Raw genomic sequence first — 14,784 nt, 5'->3', positions numbered from 1 at the left:
CGAACGCACTGCCGCCGAGCTCTCCGACCTCCCGACACGTTCGACGTCCGAGGAGACACCCCGGCGCGCGCCCGGCCCCGTCACAACCGGCCCCCACGCACCCGGCCCGAGCGGCGCAGCCAACCGGCGCCCGGCCCCGTCACAACCGGCCCCCTCCGTATCCCGCCCGAGCGGCGCAGCCAAGTCGCGGTGCAGCCAACCCGCGGGGCAGACGGCCCGCGCCGCCCCTGCCGAACCGCCGGAGGCAACCCGCGCCACGCCGAGCGATCTTGGAGGATCGATTCGCCCCGTTCCGTCCTCCTAGGGTCGTGCCCGCATGCCCCCGCCCCCTCGGAAGGGATTCCTCCCCATGAAGCTCCGCAATGCCGCCGCCACCGCCGTGGCCGCCTTCGCCCTGGTCCTGTCCCTGCCGACGTCGGCGCTGGCCGCCACCGGCGACTTCTCCTACAAGTACGTCGACGGCTTCGGACTCGAGCACAAGGTCGTGCTGCACGACCCGCACAGCGGCAAGTGCATCAACCTGTACGCCGTCGGCGACGACGAGGTGCAGCCCGGCTACGGCCCGCACAACCGGACCGACGCCGCGGTGATCGTCTACAAGGGGGCGAACTGCGCGGGCGCCGAGTACCGGCTCCGGGCGAACGGCAACCCGGCGCGCGACGACCTCGAAGTGCGCTCGGTGAAGTTCGAGCCCGCCGCGTAGCTCCCGGCCCCGTCCGCGGCCCCGTCCGCGCTACCCCTCCAGGATCACCAGGGGGATCTCGCGGGGCCGGGCGGCCCTCTGGTCGTCCTCGAACGGGGGCCAGAGGGCCGTCATCATGTCCCAGTACGTCTCCCGCTCCTCCGGCGTGGCCGTGCGCGCCGTCGCCTTGACGGTGGCCGCGCCGACCTGGAGGCGGACCTCCGGGTGGGCCGTGAGGTTCCGGTACCAGCGGGGGTGGTCCGGGGCGCCGTGGCCGGCGGCCAGGACGATGAAACGGCCCGCGTCCTCGCCGTAGATCAGCGGGGTGCGGACGGTGCGGCCGGTGTGGCGGTCCACCGTGGTGAGCAGCAGGGTGGGGACCCCGTGCCACAGGTGCCCGTCGGCGCCCGCGGTGGTCACGTACGCGCGGACGTGGTCGAGCCGTGGGCCGGGTCGCGGGTCCGTGGGGTGTTCCCAGTCGACATCGAGTGCGTGCATTTACCTGTCCTTAGGGTCGTGGCCCCCTGGCGGCTAACGAGCATTAACGATTCTGGATGCGCACGACCCGTAGCGCACCCTTGTAGGTCTGGACCAAGCTCGACGCATGGATCTGGAGCTGAGGCACCTCAAGATCGTCAGGGCCGTCGCCGACGCCGGGAGTCTGACCCGGGCCGCCACCGCCCTCGGCCTCGCGCAGCCCGCGCTCAGCACGCAGCTGAAGCGCATCGAGCGGGCACTGGGCGGGACGCTGTTCGTGCGCGGGCGGGAGGGCGTACGGGCCACCCCGCTCGGGGAGCTCGTACTGGAGCGGGCGCGGGTACTGCTGCCCGCCGTGTGCGAGCTGCAGGAAGAGGCCCAGCGGTTCGCCCGGCAGGGGGCGCACGGCCACCGGCTCGGCGGGACGCACGGCCCGCTGCTCGGCGGCCTCGTGGACCGGCTCGCGCGCGCGGAGCCCGGGGTGCCGGTGACCACGTACACCTCCTGGTCCGAGCGCGAGGTCGCCGGGGGCGTCGCCGACGGGCGGCTCGACTTCGCGCTGGTCGGGGTATGCGGGGAGAGCGCGCCGCCCGAGCCGGGGCGGCTCGCCTGGATGGAGGTGGCGCGGGATCCGGTGCACGTGATGCTGGCCGAGGACCATCCGCTGGCCCTCGCCCCGCGCGAGGAGGTCGACCTGGCCGAGCTGGCCGCCGAGGCCTGGGCGGACGTGCCGGGGGACGGGTGCTTCGGGGACTGCTTCGCCGCGGCGTGCGTGCGGGCCGGGTTCACGCCCGCCTGCGTCTACGAGACGGACACGGCGTCGTGCGTGCACCTGGTGCAGGTCGGGCGGGCGGTCGGACTGTGCCGGGCGACGTTCCCGGCGACCCCGGGGGTGGTGACGCGGCCGCTGGCCGGGACGCCGCTGGTGTGGCGGCACCTGCTGGGCTGGCACCCCGCCGGGCGGGCTGCCGCCCGGGCCGCGGATGTGCTGGAGCAGGCTCGGGCCGCGCATGCGGAGGCTCTGGCGAGGGCGGGCGGGGGGCTGCGGCCCGCGCTGCCGTGGTCTGCGGCCTAGCCCGTCGCCCGGCCGCGGCTTCGCTGCCGGGGCTCCGCCCCGGACCCCGCGCCTCAAACGCCGGCGGGGCTGGAGTGGTGCGGCGGGGCTGGAGTGGTGCGGCCGGGCTGGAATTCGCGGACGCCCCCGGCAAGGTCGGACGCCCCCGGCAAGGGCGGGGGCATCCGGGCAGCCTTGGGTGCTGGTCTGCCTAGGGCAGGTAGCGCTCGATGACCTGCGGGCCTTCCTTCTCGATCAGCTTGCGTGCCTTCTCGACCCGCTCCGGAGTCGGGTCGTGGCCGGTCGCCATCACGAGGTCCTCGGGGTCGTACGGCCGTTCCCCGCCCGTGAAGAGGCGGTCCGACCGTGTGGGCTGCTCGTCGGGTTCACTGACCATCGCGTACCTCCTACGGTTTCCCCTTCCCCTGGCCCCATACTCCGACCGCCGGCCCATGAACGCACTTCGGCGCCCGCGACGCCGCGGGCATAGCACCGAGGGAGGGGCCAACCGGCAGCTCCCGTACGCCGGTTCGGATTTCTACGGTTTCCGCAGACGCCCCCGGAAACCGAGGAGATCCCCCATGCTCAAGCGACACGCCCGCACGGCGTGTACCGCCCTGGCCGCCGCCGGGCTGCTGCTGGCCGGGACGGGCGGCGCCACCGCCGACTCCGCCCCCGCGGCCCCCTCGGCGGCGACCACCCTGCGCACCGCCGACGCCCCGCCCGAGCTGCTCGCCGCCATGCAGCGCGACCTCGGCCTGACCCCCACGCAGGCCAAGGCCCGACTGGCGCACGAGGCCGAGGCGGGGGCGACCGCCGCCCGGCTGCGGGACCGGCTCGGTGCGGCCTTCGCCGGGGCCTGGGTGGACGGGGCCGACGCCGCCACCCTCACCGTCGCCACCACCCGCGCCGCCGACACCGCCGCGATACGGGCCACCGGCGCCGAGGCGAAGCTCGTCACCCGCGCCCTCGCCGACCTGGACTCCGCCAAGGCGGCCCTGGACCGGGCGGCCACCACCGGGACCCCCGTGCGGTACGTCGACCCGCGCTCCAACACCCTGGTCGTCGAGGAGGCCGAGCCGGGCGCGGCGGCGCGGCTGCTGGCCGCCACCGGAACCGACGCGGCCCTGGTCACGGTGGTCCGTACGGCCGAGGCCCCGCGTCCGCTCTACGACCTGCGCGGCGGGGACGCGTACTACATGAACGGCAGCGGCCGCTGCTCGGTCGGCTTCCCGGTCACCAAGGGAACCGTGAACGGCTTCGCCACCGCCGGGCACTGCGGCCGCGCCGGCACGACCACCAGTGGCTTCAACCAGGTCGCGCAGGGCTCCTTCCAGGCCTCGGTCTTCCCCGGCAACGACATGGCCTGGGTGGCCGCCAACACCCAGTGGGCCTCCACCCCGTACGTGAAGGGCAGCGGGGGTGCGAACGTGCAGGTCACGGGCTCGGTACTGCAGCCGGTCGGGGCCTCGGTGTGCCGATCCGGCTCGACCACCGGCTGGCACTGCGGCACGATCCAGCAGCACGGCACCAGCGTCACCTACCCCGAGGGCACCATCTCCGGGGTGACCCGTACGACGGTCTGCGCCGAGCCGGGCGACTCCGGCGGCTCCTACATCTCCGGGAGCCAGGCCCAGGGCGTCACCTCGGGCGGCTCCGGGAACTGCTCCAGCGGCGGGACCACCTTCTTCCAGCCGCTGAACCCGATCCTGTCGGCGTACGGACTGACCCTCAAGGTCACCGGCAGCGACCCGGGCCCGGGCCCCGGCCCCGGCGAGCCCGAGCCGGGCGGCACCTGGAAGGCGGGCACCGTCTACGCGGCCGGCGCCACCGTCACCCACGGCGGCGCGAGCTACCGCTGCATCCAGGGGCACCAGGCGCAGCCGGGCTGGGAGCCGCCGAACGTCCCGGCCCTGTGGCAGCGCCTGTAGCAGCACGGGAGCGTGCCGGTGCCGTGGCTGCCAAGGGGGGAGTCACGGCACCTCCGCGTGCCCGGGGTCAGACGAGGACCGCGGCCAGGGTGCCGAGCGCGCCGAGCACGGTCAGCAGGCCGCAGATCGAGAGGTTCACCGTCCGGTGCTCCCAGAAGACCGCGACGAACTCCCGGATGGTGGCGCTCGGCCAGTAGTACTTCGCGGTGGGGGAGCCCAGCACCTGCCCGTTGACGCCGGTCTTGCGCGCCAGCATCGCGGCCCGGAAGGCGTGGAAGTTGTTGGTGACCACCACGCACCGGTAGGCCGGATCGTGCGCCTCCATGAGCTCCTTGCTGAAGAGCATGTTCTCCTCGGTCGTGGTGGACCGGTCCTCCAGCACGATGTGCTCCGCCGGCACGCCCTCCGCGATCAGCCAGTCCGCCATCGCCCGGGCCTCCGCGACCTTCTCGTCCGAGCCCTTGCCGCCCGAGACGAGCAGCACGGGCGGGCGACCGCTCCGGGCCAGCTGGCCCTCGTAGATCTGCCGGCCCTTGCGCAGGCGCGAGGCCAGCAGCGGCGGTACCCGGTCCCCGCCGATCAGGCCCGAGCCCAGCATGACCACGTGGTCGACGTCGCCGCGCACCTTGATCCGCCCGTAGAGGAAGGCGTAGCCGAGGAAGCAGAAGAAGACGAAGGAGACGTATCCGGCCACCACGGTGAGCGTTCCGGCGATGCCGCCCAGTACGGGGGAGCCGACCACGCCGACGAGGACCAGCAGGGCGATCAGCGCGAAGATCGCGAGGCCCGCGAGCATCGACAGCATGTTGGCCGGCCGGAGGCCCTCCTTGCGGACCATGGTCACGCCGTTGCGGACGAGGAAGCCGCCCAGCGCCAGGACGCCGAACGCGGGTGATGCGAAGGCGAACACGGCGACCGTGACGGCCGCCCAGGTGGGCAGCTTGCCCACCTGGAGGAACAGCGCGGAGCAGGCGCTGAGGAAAGTCAGTCCCAGGAGCACGGCGTTGCTGAAGCGGCGCCGGTCCTGCCGGACGCTTATGCAGAACGCGAGGAACAGCAGGGCGGCGAGGGCGAAGGCGACCATGCCGCCCATCGTAGGCGTCTGATCTACCGAGGATCCCGAGCGGTGCGGCGCACCGAACGCCCGGCCGGCACGTCCGTCCGGCGCACCGAACGCCCGGCCAGCACGTCCGTCCGGCGCCCGTCGCGCATGACGAAGCGTCCGTCGATCAGGACGTGCGGGATGCCCGTCGGCAGCGCCCGCGGCCGCTCGTACGTGGACCCGGCCGCGACCGTGTCGGGGTCGAAGAGCACGAGGTCGGCGCGGTGGCCCACCCGGACCAGGCCGCGGTCGGGCAGGCGCAGGCGCGCCGCGGGGCGGCCGGCCAGGTGCGCCACGCACTCCTCCAGGGAGAGCAGGCCGAGTTCGCGGACGTAGTGCCCGAGGTAGTGCGGGAAGGTCCCGTAGGCGCGCGGGTGCGGTTTCGCGCCCTGGAGGATGCCGTCGGAGCCGCCGGTGTGGACGCGGTGGCGCATGATCGCCCGGACGTTCTCCTCGTGGCCGACGTGCTGGAGGACGGTCGGCGCGAGGCGGTCGTCCAGCAGCAGCCGGCGGGCCGTCTCCCAACCGTCCACGCGCGTGCCGACGTACGGGGCGAGGGCGGGATCGGCGACGCCCGAGATCTCCACCGTCGACCAGTCGACGGGGACCCCGTGGCAGCCGTCCGCGCCCTCCACCTCCAGCGCGTGGCGGATCCGCCCGGCCTGGGCGTCGTCGCGCAGGCGGGCCAGGACCGCCTCCGGTCCGCCCTCGTTCGCCCAACTGGGCAGGAGCGCGACGAGGGTGGTGCAGCCGGGGGTGTACGGGTAGCTGTCGAGGGTGATGTCTGCGCCCTCGGCCAGGGCCGAATCGAGCAGGGCGAGCAGCTCGGGGGCGCGGCCCTCGTTCTCGCCGAAGTTCATGGTGGCGTGGGCCAGGTGCAGGGCGCAGCCCGCTTCCCGGGTCAGCGCGACCATCTCGGCGTACGCGGCGAGCGCGCCGTGGCCGTACGAGCGGTGGTGCGGGCAGTAGTAGCCGCCGTACCGCGCCACCACCCGGCACAGCTCGGTCAGTTCGGCGCCGGAGGCGTACATGCCGGGGGTGTAGGTGAGGCCGGAGGACATGCCGACGGCGCCCTCGGCCAGGCCGTCGGCGACGAGCCGCCGCATCCGGTCCAGTTCGGCCGCGGTCGCGGGGCGGTCGTCCCAGCCGAGGACGTGGGCGCGGACGGTGCCCTGCGGGACGAGGTAGGCGGCGTTGACGGCGATGCCCTCGCCGCCGAAGCCGCGGTCCAGGCGGTCGAGGTAGCCGCCGACCGTGCGCCAGTCGAAGTCGATGTCGTCCCCAGTGCCGTTCCACCCCGCGATGGCGGCCCGCACCTCGCCCAGGGTCCGGTCGTCGGCCGGCGCGTACGACAGGCCGTCCTGGCCCAGGACTTCGAGGGTCACGCCCTGGGCGGCCTTCGCGCTGTGGTCCGGATCGCGGAGCAGGGCGAGGTCGCTGTGGGCGTGCATGTCGACGAAGCCGGGCGCGAGGGCGAGGCCGTGCGCGTCGAGCGTCCGGCGGCCCCCGGGGAGGGAGCCGATCTCGGCGATCCGGCCCTCGTGGACGCCGACGTCCGCGGTGTACGAGGGCCCGCCCGTGCCGTCGACGACGCGGGCCCCCCGGATGACCAGGTCCACCGGTCCGTTCCTAGAAGAAGGTGCGGACGTAGTCGGTGACGGTGCCGTCGGCCTCCACGACCGGGATCAGCGGCCACTTCTCGAAGATCGTGCAGGGGTGGGACATGCCGAGGGCCACCCAGTCGCCGACCTGTACGTCGTCGGCCGAGCCGGTCTCCAGCCAGGCGTGCTGGTCGGACAGCTTGACCACGCGGATGCCGGTGGCGGGGCGTTCGACGCCGGTGAGGGCGTCGCGGACCAGCTCGGCCTCGGGCAGGCCCAGGTCGTAGGCGATGTCGCGCTTGCCCGCGTTGACGAAGGCCTGGGTGGGGGAGGGCCGGGAGACGACCTGGGTCCACAGCCGGAACGCGGGGCGCAGGCCGCCCTCTTCGGGGTGGCGGTTGAAGGGGGTGAGGCGGGTGTACCAGCCGTGGTCGTGGGAGACGTACGCGCCGGAGCGGAGCAGCTTCAGGGTGGGGCGGGACAGCTCCGGGAGCTCGGCGAAGACGTCGGCGACGGCGTCGAACCAGGCGGAGCCGCCGGCGCTGACGACGATCTCCTCGAGGTCGGCGGCGTACCGGCCCGCCTTGTCGAACTCGACGGCCAGGGCGGTGAGCCGGCGCAGGTACGCGTGGACGCGGTCCGGGTCGGCTTCGGGCACCTCGGCCTCGTAGCCGCCCACGCCGACCAGCCGCAGGGTGGCGGTGGCGGCGACCGCGTCGGCGACGGCGCGGCAGTCCTCCTCGGTACGGGCCCCGGTACGGGCGCCCTCGCCGGCGCCGAGCTCGACGACGACGTCGACGACGGCCGGCGCGTCGCGCAGGGCCCGGTCCATGAGGTGGACCCCGCGCACGGAGTCGACGTAACAGACGAAGCGGAAGTCGGGGTCGGCGGCGAGCTCGCCGGCCACCCAGCGCAGGGCGGCCGGATCGACGAGCTCGTTGGCGAGGAAGATCCGCTGGATGCCGAAGGCGCGGTAGACGCGGGCCTGGTGGGGAACGGCCGCGGTGATGCCCCACGCGCCGTGGTCCAGCTGGCGGCGGAAGAGCTGCGGGGCCATGCAGGTCTTGCCGTGCGGGGCGAAGGCGAGGTCGTGCCGGGCGGCGTAGGCGCCGAGCGCGGCGAGGTTGTGCTCCAGCGCGTCGGCGTCGAGGGTCAGGACGGGCGTGGTGAAGCCGCCGGTGTGGAGGTCCCGTCGCTGGGCGGCGAGCTGCCCGACGGTGAGGCCCTGCGTCTGGGCGTCCGGCGGGAGCCCCTTGAACCGGTGGTCGACCGGCTCGTCGGCGAGGTCCTGGACGGGGTCGCTGGCGCTGGCCATGCGGGTGCCTCCCGGAGGTTGCGTGGTGTGCAACGGTCGTTGCGTATGCCGCTGCATGCTGTCTAACATCCCGGGTGACGGCGGGTCAACGCGCGGCGCCGCAAACCAAGCCCCGCCGGCGATCGAGGCGCGGGTCCGGGCGGAGCCCGGGGCCCGGCGGAGCCGGGTCGGTCCGGACGCGTACGGAAGGGGACGAGCAATGAGCCAGTCCGTGGCACGGGCACTCGCGGTCCTGCCGCTGCTCGCGAAGGGCCCGGCCCCCCTCGGGGCAGTCGCGGACGAGCTCGGCGTACACAAGAGCACCGCCCTGCGCCTCCTGCGCACGCTGGACGAGCACGGCTTCGTCTACCGCCAGCCCGACGGCCGTTACCGACTGGGGTCGAGGCTCTTCGCGCTCGCCGCCGAGGCCATCGAGAACCTCGACGTCCGGGAGATCGCGCACCCCCACCTCGTCGAGCTCAACCGCACCACCGGCCACACCGTTCACCTCGCCCTCCACCAGGACGACGAGGTCGTGTACGTCGACAAGGTCGACAGCCGCTACCCCGTCCGCATGTACTCCCGCATCGGCAGACCCGTCCCCCTCACCGTGGCCGCCGTCGCCAAGCTGCTCCTCGCCGACCTGCCCGAGGCCGAGCGCCGGGCCCTCGCCGAGCGGATCGAGTACCCCCGCTACACCCCCCGCTCCACCCCGGACGCCGCCGCCTTCCTCCGTGAGCTGGACCTCGTGCGCGAGCAGGGCTGGGCCACCGACCTCGGCGGACACGAGGAGTCCCTCAACTGCCTCGGCGCGCCCGTGCACGGGCCGGACGGGCGGGTCGTCGCCGCGCTGTCCGTCTCCGCGCCCGGCGTGGTCGTCTCCGCCGAGGGACTCCTCGAACTGCTGCCGCAGGTCCTCCGTACCGCCGATGCCATCAGCCAGGACTATTCAGGAGCACAGGAGAGAACGTGACCACGAACGCCGCAGGCAGCGCAGGCACCGCGAAGACCGCCATCACCCCGGACACCCACACCGTCCCGCCCGCGAAGTTCTCGCACGGCGTGCGCAAGGGGAACATCCTCCAGGTCGCCGGCCAGGTCGGCTTCCTCCCGCACGTCGACGGGCAGCCGCCCACCCCCGCCGGGCCGACGCTGCGCGAGCAGACCCTCCAGACGCTGGAGAACGTCCGCTCCGTACTGGAGGCGGGCGGCGCGAGCTGGGACGACGTGATGATGATCCGCGTCTACCTCACCGACACCGGGCACTTCGCCGAGATGAACGGCATCTACAACGCCTACTTCGAGGAGCAGGGCCTGAAGGAGGCCCCCGCCGCCCGCACCACCGTGTACGTGGGCCTGCCGGCCGGGCTGCTCGTCGAGATCGACGCCCTCGCCGTCCTCGGCTGAGCCGCGGCCGGACATGCGGGTGGGGCGCCCCCCTGGCGGCGGGGCGCCCCGTTCACGTGCGGGCTACGCGCAGTACTGCGCTTCCTTGCCGATCGAGCGGTACATGCAGTCCGCGTTCTCCAGCAGCTGGAGGACGGCGTCCTTGTTCCGCGCGGTCTCGCGGTCGATCACCTCGTCCGGCGGGTAGAAGCCGCCCCCGCCGCTCTCCGGGTACATCTCGAAGGTGTAGGCGAAGATCTTCTGGTTGCCCCACAGCCAGTCGTCGATCGTGCCGTCGGTGATGTACAGGTCGCTCGACTGCTCCGGCGTGTAGCCGTTGCTCGCCGCCATGCTCGTGCCGATCTTCTTGTAGACGGCGAGGTCGTCGGCGGTCAGGCCCGGGGCGGTGTCGTTGTAGGTCCAGCCGAAGGGCCACAGGACCAGTTCGCTGTACGTGTGGAAGTCGATCGCGGCCTTGATCTGCTGCTTGCCGCCGATCACCCGGCTGCGGACGAAGTCCGAGACGACCTTCACCTCGGGCGCCGACTCGGCGGCCGCGCCCCGGTAGGTCTCGGAGCTCTTGCTGCTGCTGGATCCGCCGCAGCAGCCCCACTTGTAGTTCCAGTTCCGGTTCTCGTCCGTGCCGATGTACGAGGATCCGCTGTTGGGCTGGCGGTTCTTGCGCCAGGAGCGGTAGGAGCCGGTGGCGATGTCGTACTCGCCGCCGTCCGGGTTGAGGTCCGGGACGATCCAGATCTCGCGGCCGTTGACGGCGTTGGTGACCCGGGAGTCGGTGCCGTACTTGGAGCCGAACTCCTTGAGCAGGTAGAGCGCCATCTCGACGGTCAGGTGCTCGCGGGCGTGCTGGTGGTGGGTGAAGAGCACCTCGGGTTCGGCCTCGTCGGTCGCGACGTTGTCGCTGATCTTGATCGCGATGAGGTCGCGGCCCTGGTACGACTTCCCGATCACCCGCTTGCTCATGATGCCCGGGTACTGGGCGATGCGCTGGTCGATCTCCGTGTTCATCTCGGCGTAGTTGTGGTACTTCGCGTCCGCCGAGGGGAAGTCCATCGGGCTGGCCGCGATGCCGGGCAGCGAGCGGTCCGGCGGCCCGGGCAGCGCGGTGAGCCGGTAACCGAGCGCGCGCAGGTTCTTCGCCTGCATGGTGTCCGCGCTGACCACGACCGTGTGGTCGTCCACCTCGTCGATCGAGACGCCCGTACGGAGCAGGGCGGTGCGGTCGGCGGGGGTGGAGGGGCCGTGGATCCGGTACTGGACGATGGCCTCGTCCTGGGTGGCGGTGGACGGGGTGGGCGGTGGCGATGCCGTCGCGCTCATGCCGTAGGCGGGTGCGCCCAGCGCGAGCGCCAGCAGGGCCGCCGTGACGGCGGCCCTCCGGCGGGTATGGAGCCGCATGCGTTCTCCTGGGTGGGAGTGTGGGGGTAGCCGTGCGGACGCGCACAGCGTGCTCTCATGGCATGTCCCGGTCAAGGACCCGCCGCGCGGGCCGAACCGATCCGGCCACCCCCACACGTACCGCCTACGGGAGCCCGTGGACCTTCGGACCCACCGAGTTCGACCAAGCACTACCCGCCTTGGCGTCCCAGTTGGTCGACCATGTCATCGCACCGCGCAGCCCCGGGTAGGTCTTCGACGGCTTGAAGGACCCGCAGCCCGTGCCCCTGGCCAGGCAGTCCAGGGCGTTGTTGACGATGGTCGGGGAGACGTAGCCGCTGCCCGCGCCGCTCGGCGAGGCCGGGACGCCGATGCCCACCTGAGAGGGGTCGAGGCCGCCCTCCAGCTGGATGCAGGCGAGCGCGGTGAGGAAGTCCACCGAGCCCTGGGAGTAGACCTTGCCGTCGCAGCCGTTCATCGAGCCGCTGTTGTAGTACTGCATGTTGACGACGGTGAGGATGTCCTTGATGTTCAGCGCCGTCCTGAAGTAGCCGCCCTGCGTGGACTGCATGTCGATCGTCTGCGGGGCCATGGTGATGACCAGCGACGGGCCGGCCTTGGCGGACAGCGAGCGCAGCGCCTGCGTCATGTAGGTGGGGTTGAGGCCGTTCTCCAGGTCGATGTCGATGCCGGTGAAGCCGTACTCCTGCATCAGGGCGTACGCGGAGTTCGCGAGGTTGTTCGCGGAGGTCGAGTCGTTGACCGAGATGGTCCCCTTCTCGCCGCCGATGGAGAGGATGACCGACTTGCCGGCCGCCTTCTTCGCGGCGATGTCGGCCTTGAACTGGGCGACCGTGTAGCCGCCGAGGCCGGCCGAGTCGAGGTTGAAGGCGATGGCGCCGGGCGTGGTGGTGGCGTCGGCGAAGGAGACGGCGATGATGTCGTACTGCGCGGAGACGTCGGAGATCTTCTGGACGGTCGCGCCGTTGTTGAAGTTCTGCCAGTAGCCGGTCAGGGCGTGCTTGGGGACCGAGGGGTTCGGGTTCGGGTTCCCGCCGCCGGTCGTCGTGCCGGTCACCGCAGCCGACTTCGGGCCCTCGCCCGCCGCGTTGTACGCGCTCACCTGGAAGGAGTACGAGGTCGAGGCGGCGAGCCCGGTGATCTGGGTGGAGGCGCCCGAGGTGACGGTCTGGACGCGGACGCCGTCCTGATACACGTAATAGCCGGCGGCCCCGCCGACCGCGTTCCACGAAAGGGTGAGAGCGCTCGCGCTCTGGCCGGAAACGGCGGTCCCGGCGGGGGCTCCGGGGATGCTCGGGCCGGGGTCCGTGCCGCCTCCGCCGTCCGGTCCGAAGACGCTGAACTCGTCGACGACGTAGGCCGGCTGGCCGTACCAGCCGTGCGTGTAGACCGTGACCTGGGTGGTGCTCGGCCCGGTGGTGAAGGTGGTGGAGAGCTTCTGCCAGCCGGCGCCCGATCCGGGGGTCCAGGTGGAGACGTCCTGGGTGCCGGTCCCGGTCGCGCCGAGGTAGACGTAGCTGCCCTGGACCTGCGTACTGAGCGTGTAGGTCGAGTTCGGCTTGACTGTGACGGTCTGACTACAGCGGGCGTTGTCCTGTCCGGCCGGGGTGGCCTTGAGGGCGCCGGCTCCGGCGTAGACGGGCGAGGAGACGGAGGCGCCGGTTCCGCCGGTGCAGGACCAGTTGGCGAGACCCGACTCGAAGCCGCCGTTGCGGGCGACGTTGACGTCCACGGCCTGTGCGGTACCGGCGGCGAGGGCCGTCAGGGCGCCCGCGGTGAGGGTGACGGCGAGGGGGAAGGCGAGGGAGCGTATGCGGTTCACGTGGGCTCCGGTGGGGGGAGGAAGGTGGAGAAGGGGGAGGGGGACCGGGTGGGGTGGGTCCGACTCAAGGCGTGCGCTGCCAAGTTGGTCCAGACCAATCCCCGTGTCAAGAGTCTTTGCGATGTGGCTTGAAATGACCGAAGGGTCGATCCCTGTTGTCCGGGTTTCCCGCCACCTGTGACAGAGGGCGGCCGTACGGGAATTGGCAAGGCCCTGCCCCGCCTGGGGTGACGCGGATATGGTGCTGAGGCAAGGGGGAAGCTCGTCGATCGTTTGCGGTCGCGCAGGACGTGCGCGTGCGCGGCGTCTTCGCGTCCAGCGCGCGACGGGCCCGTGGCACACGGGGTGAACGTGGGGGAACGGGGGAATTCACGTGCCGACCGCCATCGCTGTCACCAGCGCCGATCTGGTCCTTCCGGCCCCTGACCGGCACACGCCCGGGGCCGCCGTACTGCACCCGCCCGAGCAGCTCGACCTGGCGGGCGCGCTCGCCGAGACCAGCGCGCTGCTGGAGCGGCACGGCCACCTCGTGGCCCTCGTGCCGCCCTGGCTCCCGCGCGCGACCGTCCAGCGGCTGCACACCGTACGCGCCATCCTGGAGACCGACCGGATCGCGCTCCTCGGCATCGATCTGCCGCCGCTGGGCACGGCCCTGCTGGTCCGTCAGCTGCGCCAGCTCAGCGTCTGCGACTTCAGCCCCGGAATCATCGCCTCCGCGGCCCGGCTGCTGTCCCACTACGTCTACGCGGGCGCCCTGCTCGGCTCGGTCGCCAAGCTCGACCGGGTCCGGGTCCCGGTCGGGCTGGGGGCGCACGCCAGGTCCTGGTCGCCGAGCGCGCAGTTCGCCGTACTGGCCCACCCGACGCCGCACCTGGCCAAGCTCGGGGCCGCCGGGGCGCAGGCGTCGGCGGCGGTGCCCGCCGGACCCGGGTTCGCCACGCAGCTCACCTTCGCCCGCGGCCAGCTCACCTCCGACTGGGTCACGGCCGAACTGGCCCCCGCCTGGCAGGTGCAGGGCGTCCTGGAGAACCCGCTGCCCGCCGGCTCGCCCGGCTGGTGGGGCACCCAGAAGCTCGTCGAGTTCGCCGCCGGCATCCCGGACCTGTCCGTGCTCTACCAGCTGGTCGCCTCGGTCCGCCGCGAGCAGTGCCGCTGGTGCGGCCTCGAACTCATCGGCGACCGCTGCGGCTTCTGCGCCGCCCCGCTCACGGCCGCGCCCGCCGCGCCACCGCCCCCGGCGAGCACCGCCCGATCCAGACCCTGACCGACCGACACCTGCGAACGAACGAAGAACGGCGAGGTAGGAAGACCGATGAACTCACGCCAGCGCCGCGGCGTCATCCTGCTGCTCCTGTCGGTCCTGTGTGCCCTGGGCGCCTTCGCCGGAGTCCTCGTCGTGATCGGCGACGTCAACTCCAAGGTCGGCGCCGAGGTCGTGGCCTACCGCGCCAAGGGCGACATAGCGCCGTACAGCCCGCTCGCCGCCGGGCAGTTCGAGGAGGTCAGGATCCCCAAGCGCTGGCTGTCCGAGACCGCCGTCACCGACCTCGGCACACTCAAGGACAAGATCGCGCTCACCACCCTGAAGAAGGGCTCGCTGCTCCAGGCGGACATGTTCGTCGACCGTCCGCAGCTCCAGCCCGGCGAGCAGGAGATCGCCATCATGATCGACGCGGCGACGGGTGTGGCCGGCAAGATCACCTCCGGCGCCAAGGTCAACATCATCGCCACCTTCAAGGGCGCCAAGGACACCGACCCCTCGCGGTCGGTGATCATCGTCGCCAACGCCCGGGTCCTGGGCGTCGGCCGGCTCACCGCCCTCGAATCCAAGGACAGCGACCGCAAGGGCCCCGCCGAGGCGGTCCCGATCACCTTCGCCCTGAACACCAAGGACACCCAGCGCGTCGCGTACGCCGAGTCCTTCGCGGAACACGTGCGCTTGGCCCTGGTGGCCCCCGGCACCGACTCGGCACCCGCCCCGGGCGACCGTACGTACACCCTCGACGGGGACAAGTGAGG

Annotated in this window: 14 protein-coding genes; 7 read left to right on the top strand and 7 right to left on the bottom strand. The window is 72.7% G+C overall.

Annotated elements, in window-relative coordinates:
- Positions 1-349: 349 nt before the first annotated feature.
- The gene (locus tag AB0D29_RS36935; protein WP_362860236.1) at positions 350-703 is read left to right on the top strand and encodes a hypothetical protein; all 354 of its coding nucleotides are present in this window, start codon (positions 350-352) and stop codon (positions 701-703) included.
- A 30-nt stretch (positions 704-733) separates the two neighbouring features.
- Here the strand turns inward: AB0D29_RS36935 and AB0D29_RS36930 are convergent, their stop codons facing one another.
- The gene (locus AB0D29_RS36930; RefSeq protein WP_362860235.1) at positions 734-1,180 is read right to left on the bottom strand and encodes a nitroreductase/quinone reductase family protein; all 447 of its coding nucleotides are present in this window, start codon (positions 1,178-1,180) and stop codon (positions 734-736) included.
- Between the two features lie 106 nt (positions 1,181-1,286).
- Here AB0D29_RS36930 and AB0D29_RS36925 point away from each other — a divergent pair, with 106 nt between their 5' ends.
- Entirely contained in the window at positions 1,287-2,234 is a 948-nt protein-coding gene (locus tag AB0D29_RS36925; RefSeq protein ID WP_362860234.1) for a LysR family transcriptional regulator, read from the top strand.
- A gap of 190 nt (positions 2,235-2,424) precedes the next feature.
- Here AB0D29_RS36925 and AB0D29_RS36920 read toward each other — a convergent pair whose 3' ends face one another.
- Complete coding sequence (locus AB0D29_RS36920) at positions 2,425-2,610, bottom strand: hypothetical protein (RefSeq protein WP_030034983.1); 186 nt, start codon at positions 2,608-2,610, stop codon at positions 2,425-2,427.
- 184 nt (positions 2,611-2,794) lie between these two features.
- Here AB0D29_RS36920 and AB0D29_RS36915 point away from each other — a divergent pair, with 184 nt between their 5' ends.
- Positions 2,795-4,144: a carbohydrate-binding protein gene (locus AB0D29_RS36915; RefSeq protein ID WP_362860233.1), complete on the top strand. Its 1,350-nt coding sequence runs from the start codon at positions 2,795-2,797 to the stop codon at positions 4,142-4,144.
- 67 nt (positions 4,145-4,211) lie between these two features.
- Here AB0D29_RS36915 and AB0D29_RS36910 read toward each other — a convergent pair whose 3' ends face one another.
- From AB0D29_RS36910 to AB0D29_RS36900, 3 genes are read right to left on the bottom strand one after another with little or no spacing between them, the layout of a single operon-like run.
- Positions 4,212-5,228: a YdcF family protein gene (locus tag AB0D29_RS36910; RefSeq protein ID WP_362860232.1), complete on the bottom strand. Its 1,017-nt coding sequence runs from the start codon at positions 5,226-5,228 to the stop codon at positions 4,212-4,214.
- A 23-nt stretch (positions 5,229-5,251) separates the two neighbouring features.
- Positions 5,252-6,865, bottom strand: a complete 1,614-nt coding sequence (locus AB0D29_RS36905) for a D-aminoacylase (RefSeq protein ID WP_362860231.1) — start codon at positions 6,863-6,865, stop codon at positions 5,252-5,254.
- 10 nt (positions 6,866-6,875) lie between these two features.
- The gene (locus tag AB0D29_RS36900; RefSeq protein WP_362860230.1) at positions 6,876-8,162 is read right to left on the bottom strand and encodes an alanine racemase; all 1,287 of its coding nucleotides are present in this window, start codon (positions 8,160-8,162) and stop codon (positions 6,876-6,878) included.
- A gap of 199 nt (positions 8,163-8,361) precedes the next feature.
- Between AB0D29_RS36900 and AB0D29_RS36895 the strand changes: the two genes are divergently transcribed.
- Together AB0D29_RS36895 and AB0D29_RS36890 are read left to right on the top strand one after the other, a co-directional pair.
- Positions 8,362-9,114 (top strand): IclR family transcriptional regulator, encoded by a 753-nt coding sequence (locus AB0D29_RS36895; RefSeq protein ID WP_362860229.1) that lies wholly within the window; start codon positions 8,362-8,364, stop codon positions 9,112-9,114.
- Positions 9,111-9,548 carry a RidA family protein gene (locus AB0D29_RS36890; RefSeq protein WP_362860228.1) on the top strand — a complete coding sequence of 146 codons (438 nt, stop codon included), beginning with the start codon at positions 9,111-9,113 and terminating at the stop codon, positions 9,546-9,548. Before AB0D29_RS36895 ends, AB0D29_RS36890 begins: the two co-directional genes overlap by 4 nt.
- 63 nt (positions 9,549-9,611) lie before the next feature.
- Here AB0D29_RS36890 and AB0D29_RS36885 read toward each other — a convergent pair whose 3' ends face one another.
- Together AB0D29_RS36885 and AB0D29_RS36880 are read right to left on the bottom strand one after the other, a co-directional pair.
- Positions 9,612-10,943 carry a M14 family metallopeptidase gene (locus AB0D29_RS36885; protein WP_362860227.1) on the bottom strand — a complete coding sequence of 444 codons (1,332 nt, stop codon included), beginning with the start codon at positions 10,941-10,943 and terminating at the stop codon, positions 9,612-9,614.
- 124 nt (positions 10,944-11,067) lie between these two features.
- Complete coding sequence (locus tag AB0D29_RS36880; RefSeq protein WP_362860226.1) at positions 11,068-12,765, bottom strand: glycosyl hydrolase family 18 protein; 1,698 nt, start codon at positions 12,763-12,765, stop codon at positions 11,068-11,070.
- Positions 12,766-13,138: 373 nt separating this feature from the next.
- Between AB0D29_RS36880 and AB0D29_RS36875 the strand changes: the two genes are divergently transcribed.
- Entirely contained in the window at positions 13,139-14,029 is an 891-nt protein-coding gene (locus AB0D29_RS36875) for a hypothetical protein (RefSeq protein WP_362860225.1), read from the top strand.
- Positions 14,030-14,077: 48 nt separating this feature from the next.
- Positions 14,078-14,782 carry a Flp pilus assembly protein CpaB gene (cpaB, locus tag AB0D29_RS36870; protein WP_362860224.1) on the top strand — a complete coding sequence of 235 codons (705 nt, stop codon included), beginning with the start codon at positions 14,078-14,080 and terminating at the stop codon, positions 14,780-14,782.
- Positions 14,783-14,784: the final 2 nt, after the last annotated feature.

The organism is Streptomyces sp. NPDC048424 (assembly GCF_040651555.1).
Taxonomy (GTDB): Bacteria; Actinomycetota; Actinomycetes; order Streptomycetales; family Streptomycetaceae; genus Streptomyces.
This window is presented reverse-complemented; position numbering and strand designations above follow the sequence as displayed.

What these genes read in the sequence shown, in the direction of transcription:
- AB0D29_RS36935 (WP_362860236.1), top strand. Translation starts at nt 350, where the DNA reads ATGAAGCTCCGCAATGCCGCCGCCACCGCCGTGGCCGCCTTCGCCCTG.
- AB0D29_RS36930 (WP_362860235.1), bottom strand. Translation starts at nt 1,180, where the DNA reads ATGCACGCACTCGATGTCGACTGGGAACACCCCACGGACCCGCGACCC.
- AB0D29_RS36925 (WP_362860234.1), top strand. Translation starts at nt 1,287, where the DNA reads ATGGATCTGGAGCTGAGGCACCTCAAGATCGTCAGGGCCGTCGCCGAC.
- AB0D29_RS36920 (WP_030034983.1), bottom strand. Translation starts at nt 2,610, where the DNA reads ATGGTCAGTGAACCCGACGAGCAGCCCACACGGTCGGACCGCCTCTTC.
- AB0D29_RS36915 (WP_362860233.1), top strand. Translation starts at nt 2,795, where the DNA reads ATGCTCAAGCGACACGCCCGCACGGCGTGTACCGCCCTGGCCGCCGCC.
- AB0D29_RS36910 (WP_362860232.1), bottom strand. Translation starts at nt 5,228, where the DNA reads ATGGTCGCCTTCGCCCTCGCCGCCCTGCTGTTCCTCGCGTTCTGCATA.
- AB0D29_RS36900 (WP_362860230.1), bottom strand. Translation starts at nt 8,162, where the DNA reads ATGGCCAGCGCCAGCGACCCCGTCCAGGACCTCGCCGACGAGCCGGTC.
- AB0D29_RS36895 (WP_362860229.1), top strand. Translation starts at nt 8,362, where the DNA reads ATGAGCCAGTCCGTGGCACGGGCACTCGCGGTCCTGCCGCTGCTCGCG.
- AB0D29_RS36885 (WP_362860227.1), bottom strand. Translation starts at nt 10,943, where the DNA reads ATGCGGCTCCATACCCGCCGGAGGGCCGCCGTCACGGCGGCCCTGCTG.
- cpaB (WP_362860224.1), top strand. Translation starts at nt 14,078, where the DNA reads ATGAACTCACGCCAGCGCCGCGGCGTCATCCTGCTGCTCCTGTCGGTC.